At 72.9% G+C, this 7,096-nt stretch carries 7 protein-coding genes and 1 pseudogene; 5 read left to right on the top strand and 3 right to left on the bottom strand.

All coding sequences use genetic code 11. The annotated features are described in order from the left end of the window. Positions 1 to 413: pseudogene (locus tag CR470_RS34525) on the bottom strand (DUF3152 domain-containing protein); the annotation flags it as partial. Positions 414 to 421: 8 nt separating this feature from the next. Beyond that, positions 422 to 1,387, bottom strand: coding sequence for an alpha/beta hydrolase (locus tag CR470_RS34520; RefSeq protein ID WP_097871371.1), 966 nt, complete (start codon positions 1,385 to 1,387; stop codon positions 422 to 424). A 160-nt stretch (positions 1,388 to 1,547) separates the two neighbouring features. Here CR470_RS34520 and CR470_RS34515 point away from each other — a divergent pair, with 160 nt between their 5' ends. The 4 genes from CR470_RS34515 (at position 1,548) to CR470_RS34500 (ending at position 3,480) form a co-directional block, all read left to right on the top strand. Then, a complete protein-coding gene (locus CR470_RS34515) occupies positions 1,548 to 1,763 on the top strand; it encodes a hypothetical protein (protein ID WP_097871370.1) in 216 nt (71 codons plus the stop codon). 167 nt (positions 1,764 to 1,930) lie between these two features. Continuing rightward, positions 1,931 to 2,572, top strand: coding sequence for a TetR/AcrR family transcriptional regulator (locus CR470_RS34510; RefSeq protein ID WP_097871369.1), 642 nt, complete (start codon positions 1,931 to 1,933; stop codon positions 2,570 to 2,572). Positions 2,573 to 2,712: 140 nt separating this feature from the next. Continuing rightward, on the top strand, positions 2,713 to 2,940 hold the full coding sequence (locus tag CR470_RS34505) for a DUF3107 domain-containing protein (RefSeq protein ID WP_097871368.1): 228 nt from the start codon (positions 2,713 to 2,715) through the stop codon (positions 2,938 to 2,940). Positions 2,941 to 3,207: 267 nt separating this feature from the next. Then, positions 3,208 to 3,480: a hypothetical protein gene (locus CR470_RS34500; RefSeq protein WP_097871367.1), complete on the top strand. Its 273-nt coding sequence runs from the start codon at positions 3,208 to 3,210 to the stop codon at positions 3,478 to 3,480. A gap of 7 nt (positions 3,481 to 3,487) precedes the next feature. Here the strand turns inward: CR470_RS34500 and CR470_RS34495 are convergent, their stop codons facing one another. Beyond that, positions 3,488 to 4,234 (bottom strand): ferritin-like fold-containing protein, encoded by a 747-nt coding sequence (locus tag CR470_RS34495; RefSeq protein ID WP_097871366.1) that lies wholly within the window; start codon positions 4,232 to 4,234, stop codon positions 3,488 to 3,490. A 450-nt stretch (positions 4,235 to 4,684) separates the two neighbouring features. On the opposite strand from CR470_RS34495, the gene CR470_RS34490 reads away from it, so the two are divergent. After that, a complete protein-coding gene (locus tag CR470_RS34490) occupies positions 4,685 to 6,931 on the top strand; it encodes a DEAD/DEAH box helicase (protein WP_097871365.1) in 2,247 nt (748 codons plus the stop codon). Positions 6,932 to 7,096 lie beyond the last annotated feature (165 nt).

Raw genomic sequence — 7,096 nt, 5'->3', positions numbered from 1 at the left:
GTCACCTGGCGGGCCACGGCCTGCTGCCGGGCGGCGGCGTCCTGGGGCCCACTGGGCTGCGGCCGGGCGTCGGCGGGGTGTTTGTCCGGGCCGGGGTGCTGGCCGGGGTGCTGGTGGGGCGGCTGCGGATGGGGGGCGCCGCGGGACGCGGGGGCGCCGGGCGGCTGCCCGTAGCGGGGCACCGGTCCGGTGCCCCAGCCGCCGCCCTGCTCACGCTGTTCGGGGTGGCCGCCGCGCACCTGTGGGGCGTCGGGGGAGAAGGGGTCCCGCCCGTCACCGGTCGGCGCGGGAGCGGTCCGTCTGCGCCGACCGCCGCCGGACGCGGGCCTCGCCGCGGCGCGCTCGCCGCCCGGTTCCGTTGCCCCGGCGTCCGGGCGGATCGCCCCGGAGCCCTTTCGACTGTGTCGTCCCACGCCCCGGATCAGCTCCCGCCGCAATCGTCCAGCAGTTCCCGGAACGCCTGGGCGACCGCCTCCGGGTACTCCATCATCGCCACGTGCCCCGCGTCGGGCAGCGTCAGCAGCCGGGCGTCGCGGAAGGCCGCGGACGCCCTGCGTGCCATCCGGTACGAGACGAGCTGGTCCCGTCCGCCGTACACGAGCTGGGTCGGTGCGAGCACCCGCTCGGCCTGGCGCCACAGTCCGTGCTGGCCGCCCAGGGTGTACGCATCGACGATGCCCCGGGCCGAACGCGTCATCGCGTCCCAGAAGTACGGCAGCGCCAGCCGCCGCTCCATCTCGGCCACCGCGTCGCGGAAGCCTTCGTCGGAGATCCGTGCCGGATCGCCGTAACAGAGTGCCATGACTCCGCGCGTTCGCTGCTCCGCCGTCCAGTCCTTCGTGAGCCGGGCGAACAGGGATGCGACTCCCGGCACCGCCAGGAGGCCGGTCGGGACGGCGGGTCGCTGCACCCGCCATTCCGGCAGGGCGGGCGAGACCAGGGTGAGGGTACGCACCAGGTCGGGGCGGACGGCGGCGACCCGGGTGGCGACGGCACCGCCCAACGAGTTGCCGAACAGGTGAACAGGCCCCCGCTGCTCCGCGTCCAGCAGCCGGATCACCGCACGGGCATGTCCGGTCACCGAGTAATTGCCGTCGTCCGGCGGTGGCGAGTCCCCGAATCCGGGCAGGTCGACCGCCTCGCCGTCGACCACGTCGGACAGCAGCGGCATCAGCGCGGACCAGTTCTGCGACGAGCCGCCGAGCCCGTGCACGTACAGCGCGGGGGGCAGTCCGGTCCGGTCACCCGGCCGGCAGCGGACGTTCAGGCCGATCCCGGGCAGCGACACGGAGCGCAGCCGTTCGCCGTCGGCGACCCGGACGGCACTGACCGTGGGGGCCACCGCGGCGGTGGCGGCCTGGACACCCGGCAGCTCGGTCGAAGACATGCGGCAATGTTACGAGACGATCACGCCCTCATTCATGTGTTCGCCATCACAGGCCGCACCGCGGGGCGGACGGGTAGCCGGGGGGTGTCCGGCCACTCCGCCCTCTCACGCGGAATGGCCGGACACCCCCTACGCTTCAGAGGAAGGAAGGGAGCTGCACATGACGGTCGACCCGAGCGACCCGGACACCTTCGAGGACGCCGAACCGGAACAGCCGGGGCCCGAGGCCCCGGAGGCGGACGCTGCCGAGCAGCGGGCGGATGTCCGGCCCGAGGACGACGAACGGGCCGAGAGCGTCGATCCGGACACCGCCAATGAGGCCGATGTGGCGGAACAGCGCAGGGTAATTCCCTTGGATGAGGACGATTACCGGTAATACGCCCCGGTTTGCTCGCGACCAGCAATAACTGTGGCTTCCGCAGCTGTCCGGTCCATGAAATTCTGCGTCCGCGCCGCGCACACCCGGGTTACCCAAAAGTACGATGGCTGTACGGCGCAGCGTGCACGGACCGGCTGTGCTGGAACACTTATTTGGGAGGCGGCGTGACAGCCATCGAGCAGACAGAGGCGGCGCGCCCGCGGGGTACACGCCTTCCCCGCCGCGCCCGACGCAATCAGCTGCTGGGCGCCGCACAGGAGGTCTTCGTCGCGCAGGGCTACCACTCCGCCGCGATGGACGACATCGCCGAGCGGGCCGGAGTCAGCAAGCCGGTGCTCTACCAGCACTTCCCCGGAAAGCTGGAGCTCTACCTGGCCCTGCTCGACCAGCACTGCGAGTCGCTGCTCCAGGCCGTGCGCACGGCGCTGGCCTCGACGACGGACAACAAGCTCCGCGTCGAGGCGACGATGGACGCCTACTTCGCGTACGTGGAGGACGAGGGCGGCGCGTTCCGGCTGGTCTTCGAGTCCGACCTGACCAATGAGCCCGCCGTGCGCGAGCGGGTCGACCGGGTGTCCCTCCAGTGCGCCGAGGCCATCTCCGACGTGATCGCCGGGGACACCGGCCTGTCCAAGGAGGAGTCCATGCTGCTGGCCGTGGGCCTCGGCGGCGTCTCCCAGGTGGTGGCGCGCTACTGGCTCTCCAGCCGGTCCGCCATCCCCCGCGACACGGCCGTCCAGCTCCTCACCTCGCTGGCCTGGCGGGGTATCGCGGGCTTCCCGCTGCACGGCGTCGAGCAGAGCTGAGCCCTCCGGCGGGGGACGCCTGACGCCGTGTTCGCTGCGGGCGTTGCCGGTCGGGCCCTGAGCCCCACTCCCGCCGGGCTAATGTGGCTGCGTACGGCGCGGTTCGCCGCGCAAGGACTGACCGTCGGAGGGACATAGCCGTGGAGGTCAAGATCGGGGTGCAGCACACGCCCCGCGAGATCGTTCTGGAGAGCGGGCTTTCCGCCGAGGACGTCGAGAGCGCGGTCGCCGCGGCACTGGGCGGCAAGGCGGAGCTGCTCAGCCTCACGGACGACAAGGGCCGCAGGGTCCTGGTGCCGGCCGACCGGATCGCGTATGTGGAGATCGGTGAGCCGACCACCCGGCGGGTGGGGTTCGGAGCGCTGTAGTCCACCGGACGCGTTGATCACAGGAGCGGCCCGGCGGGGTTTTCCCCCGCAGAGCCGCTCCTGTGTTCTGTGCCGCCTGTGTTCTGTGCCGCCTCTCCCGCGGGCGCGCCACCGGGTCCCGTACGGGTGGGCGCCGGCTCCGTACGAGGTGGGCGTGAGTCCCGTACGGGTCGGAAAGGGCGCTGGAGGGTTGCCCTCCACGGGCCGGGGGTAGTACCGCCTACGACCGATTTGCCCGCCCCGCACACCCCCGCGAGGTGATCCTCTGTGATCTGGGAATCCTTCGGCGCCGCCGTCCTCGGACTCGCCCTGTCCTGGGCGGCGCTCCGATCACTGGCCGACCGACTGCCGTCCGACCGTGCGGTTTATCTCACCGGCACGCTGGGCGCCCTGTTCGGCGCGTATCTGACGCATGCCGCGCTGGATACCGGCCATGTCCTGGCGACGCTGATCGGAGCCGTGTCCGTCGGGGCGGTGACCCTTTCGCTCCTGATCCGACCACGTGGCCGCCGCCTCGCCCGGTCGGCGGCGGCCCAGTAGCGGGGTGTTACGCGGCCAGTCCCAGCGCGGCCATCCGCTTGGTGTGGGCCTCGGTGATGCGGGAGAACATCCGGCCCACCTCGGCCAGGTCGAAGCCGTCCGCGACGCCGCCCACCAGCATCGTCGACAGGGCGTCGCGGTCGGCGACCACCCGCTGGGCCTGGGACAGCGCCTCGCCCATCAGCCGGCGCGCCCACAGCGCGAGCCGTCCGCCGAGCCGTGGGTCGGCCTCGATCGCGGCACGCACCTTCTCCACGGCGAAGTTCCCGTGACCCGTGTCGTCGAGCACGGACAGGACCAGGGACCGGGTGTCGGTGTCGAGCCGGGCCGCGACCTCGCGGTAGAAGTCGCTCGCGATCGAGTCGCCGACGTACGCCTTGACCAGGCCCTCCAGCCAGTCGGACGGCGCCGTCTGGCGGTGGAAGTCGTCGAGCGCCTTGGCGAACGGTTCCATCGCGGCGGTGGGGTCCTCGTCCACGGCGGTGAGCCGCTGGTTGAGCTGCTCGAAGTGGTGGAACTCGGCGGTGGCCATCTTCGCCAGCTCCGCCTTGTCGCCGAGTGTCGGCGCGAGCTTCGCGTCCTCGGCCAGCCGCTCGAAGGCCGCCAGCTCTCCGTAGGCGAGTGCGCCGAGCAGGTCCACGACCGCGGCGCGGTACTGCGGGTCGGCGGCCGCGGTGGCCCAGTCCTGGGCGGCGATCCCGGTGGCCGCGGAAGCTTCGGCGGGGGTCTCAGTGGCGTGGTCAGGCGTCTCCATGAACGGAACGATAGCCCGCTCCGCGCAGGGCGGAAGGGCCTGGTCAGCCGGGGGCCTCATACCGTTCCGATGAATTCGTCCAACACACATGCGCGAATCCGGGGTACAGTGGTATTGCGCTTACTGAGCACTGTGCTGTGCCAGAGGCGCGCCCTTGAATGAGGATGCCCGGTCGGTGGCCCGATCGGCTCCGACCCGACAGCCCTCCACGCGGTGCGTACGACACGTATGACCGCAGCTGAGGGGCCCCCTCAGCGGCACGAGCGCTCGAGCGACGGCAGTGGTCCCGCGCCACCCGGCCCATCCACGGCCGGATGACCAACCCCGGCACGGTACGACCCCCAGCGTTCGCCTCGGACCGCGTCTCACAGAAGAGGCAGCACCCTGACTACGTTCCGCGACCTCGGTATTCTTTCCGAGACGGCCGAAGCCCTTGAGGCTGTCGGCATCATGTCCCCCTTTCCCATCCAGGAGCTGACGCTCCCCGTAGCCCTCTCCGGCTCCGACGTCATCGGCCAGGCCAAGACCGGCACCGGCAAGACGCTCGGCTTCGGTCTCCCGCTCCTGGAGCGCGTGACCGTCCCCTCCGACGTCGAGGCGGGCCGCGCCACGCCCGAGCAGCTGACCGACGCGCCGCAGGCGCTCGTCGTCGTCCCCACCCGCGAGCTGTGCCAGCAGGTCACCAACGACCTGCTCACGGCCGGCAAGGTCCGTAACGTCCGCGTTCTCGCGATCTACGGCGGCCGGGCGTACGAGCCCCAGGTCGAGGCCCTCAAGAAGGGCGTCGACGTGATCGTCGGCACCCCGGGCCGTCTCCTGGACCTGGCGGGCCAGCGCAAGCTCGACCTCTCCCACATCCGCGGGCTCGTCCTCGACGAGGCCGACGAGATGCTGGACCTGGGCTTCCTGCCCGACGTCGAGCGCATCATCACCATGCTGCCGCCCAAGCGCCAGACGATGCTGTTCTCGGCCACCATGCCCGGCGCCGTCATCAGCCTCGCGCGCCGCTACATGTCGCAGCCGACGCACATCAACGCCACGTCGCCCGACGACGAGGGCACGACCGTCAAGAACACGGTCCAGCACGTCTACCGTGCGCACAACATGGACAAGCCGGAGATGCTCTCCCGCATCCTCCAGGCCGACGGCCGCGGGCTCGCGATGATCTTCTGTCGCACCAAGCGCACGGCCGCCGACATCGCCGAGCAGCTGGAGAAGCGCGGCTTCGCCTCCGGCGCGGTCCACGGCGACCTCGGCCAGGGCGCCCGCGAGCAGGCGCTGCGCGCCTTCCGCAACGGCAAGGTCGACGTCCTGGTCTGCACCGACGTCGCCGCGCGCGGTATCGATGTCGAGGGTGTGACCCACGTCGTCAACTACCAGTCGCCGGAGGACGAGAAGACCTACCTCCACCGCATCGGCCGCACCGGCCGCGCGGGCGCCAAGGGCATCGCGATCACGCTGGTCGACTGGGACGACATCCCGCGCTGGCAGCTGATCAACAAGGCCCTGGACCTGAAGTTCCCGGACCCGCCCGAGACGTACTCCACGTCGCCGCACCTCTTCGAGGAACTCGGCATCCCGGCGGGCACCAAGGGTGTGCTGCCGCGCGCCGAGCGGACCCGTGCCGGTCTGCGCGCGGAGGAGGTCGAGGACCTCGGCGAGACCGGCGGCCGCGGCCGCAAGGCCGCCGCTCCGGCCCCGGCCCGTGAGGAGCGCGAGCCCCGCACCCGTACGCCGCGCCAGCGTCGCCGCACCCGTGGCGGGTCCGTCGAGGAGGGCGCCGCGACCGTGCCCGCACCCGCCAAGGAGACCGCACCGGCAGCCCCGGCCGTGCCGGCCGGTGACGAGGCGTCCGACGACGCGCCGCGTACGCCGCGCCGTCGCCGCCGTACCCGCGTCAGCGCCCCCGAGGCCGTCACCGAGGCGGCCGTGGCGGTCGCCGAGGCTCCTGAGGTTCCCGCTCCGGTGGCCGAGGCCCCGCCCGTGGTCGAGGCCGCACCCGTGGTCGAGGCCGCACCCGTGGCCGAGCCGGTCGCGGAGGCCGCGCCGGAGACCAAGCCGCGCCGTCGTCGCAGCCGTGCCGCCGTGAAGCCGGTGGCCGAGGAGACGGCTTCGCCCGTCGCCGCGGCTCCGGCCGCGCCGGCCCCGGCCGAGTTCCAGACCGTGGCCGTCGCCGCGGGCATCGCGGAGCCGGGCGCCGAGGCGAAGGCCGTCAAGCCGCGCCGTCGCACCCGGATCGTGAAGCCGGCCGACGAGGTCGACTTCCAGATCGCCCCGGCCGCCGAGCCGGAGCCCGAGGTGAAGACGCGTCGTCGTCCGGCCCGCGCCACGACGAAGGCCAAGTCGGAGCCGAAGGCCGCGGCCACGTCGGCCGAGCCGAAGGCCCGGGCGACGAAGTCGCGGGCGAAGGCGGAGACCACGGCGACCACGGACAAGGTCACCGCGAAGGTCGCCTCGAAGGCCACCGCGAAGGCGGCCGCCGCCGAGCAGGCCGTCGTCGAGGCCCCGGCCGCCGAGGCGGACGCCAAGCCGCGCCGCCGCCGCGCCACCCGCAGCGTCACCTCGACCGCGACGCAGGAGGCCGCCGTGGTCTCCGAGGCCGAGGCCGTGGTGAGCGAGGCCGCCGCCGAGACGAAGCCGCGCCGCCGTCGCGCCACCCGCCCGGCGGGCAAGGCATCGACGACGACCGAGAGCTGACGCTCCCGGCGACACCGCACCACCTGTGGCCCCGGCCCCCGCACCCGCGGGGGCCGGGGCCGTTGCGCTGCCCGGCGCCGCCGGAGTGGGCGCCCGCTGCCGTCGCCGGATGGGCCGCCCGGTGAGGCGGGTACGGGTGCGGCGGGGATAGCCTCGCCGTATGAG

Source organism: Streptomyces sp. rh34 (assembly GCF_002551245.1).
Classification (GTDB): Bacteria; Actinomycetota; Actinomycetes; order Streptomycetales; family Streptomycetaceae; genus Streptomyces.
This window is presented reverse-complemented; position numbering and strand designations above follow the sequence as displayed.

Coding starts and splice junctions, on each gene's coding strand:
- CR470_RS34515 (WP_097871370.1), top strand. CDS start 1,548: ATGACGGTCGACCCGAGCGACCCGGACACCTTCGAGGACGCCGAACCG.
- CR470_RS34495 (WP_097871366.1), bottom strand. CDS start 4,234: ATGGAGACGCCTGACCACGCCACTGAGACCCCCGCCGAAGCTTCCGCG.
- CR470_RS34490 (WP_097871365.1), top strand. CDS start 4,685: ATGTCCCCCTTTCCCATCCAGGAGCTGACGCTCCCCGTAGCCCTCTCC.
- CR470_RS34520 (WP_097871371.1), bottom strand. CDS start 1,387: ATGTCTTCGACCGAGCTGCCGGGTGTCCAGGCCGCCACCGCCGCGGTG.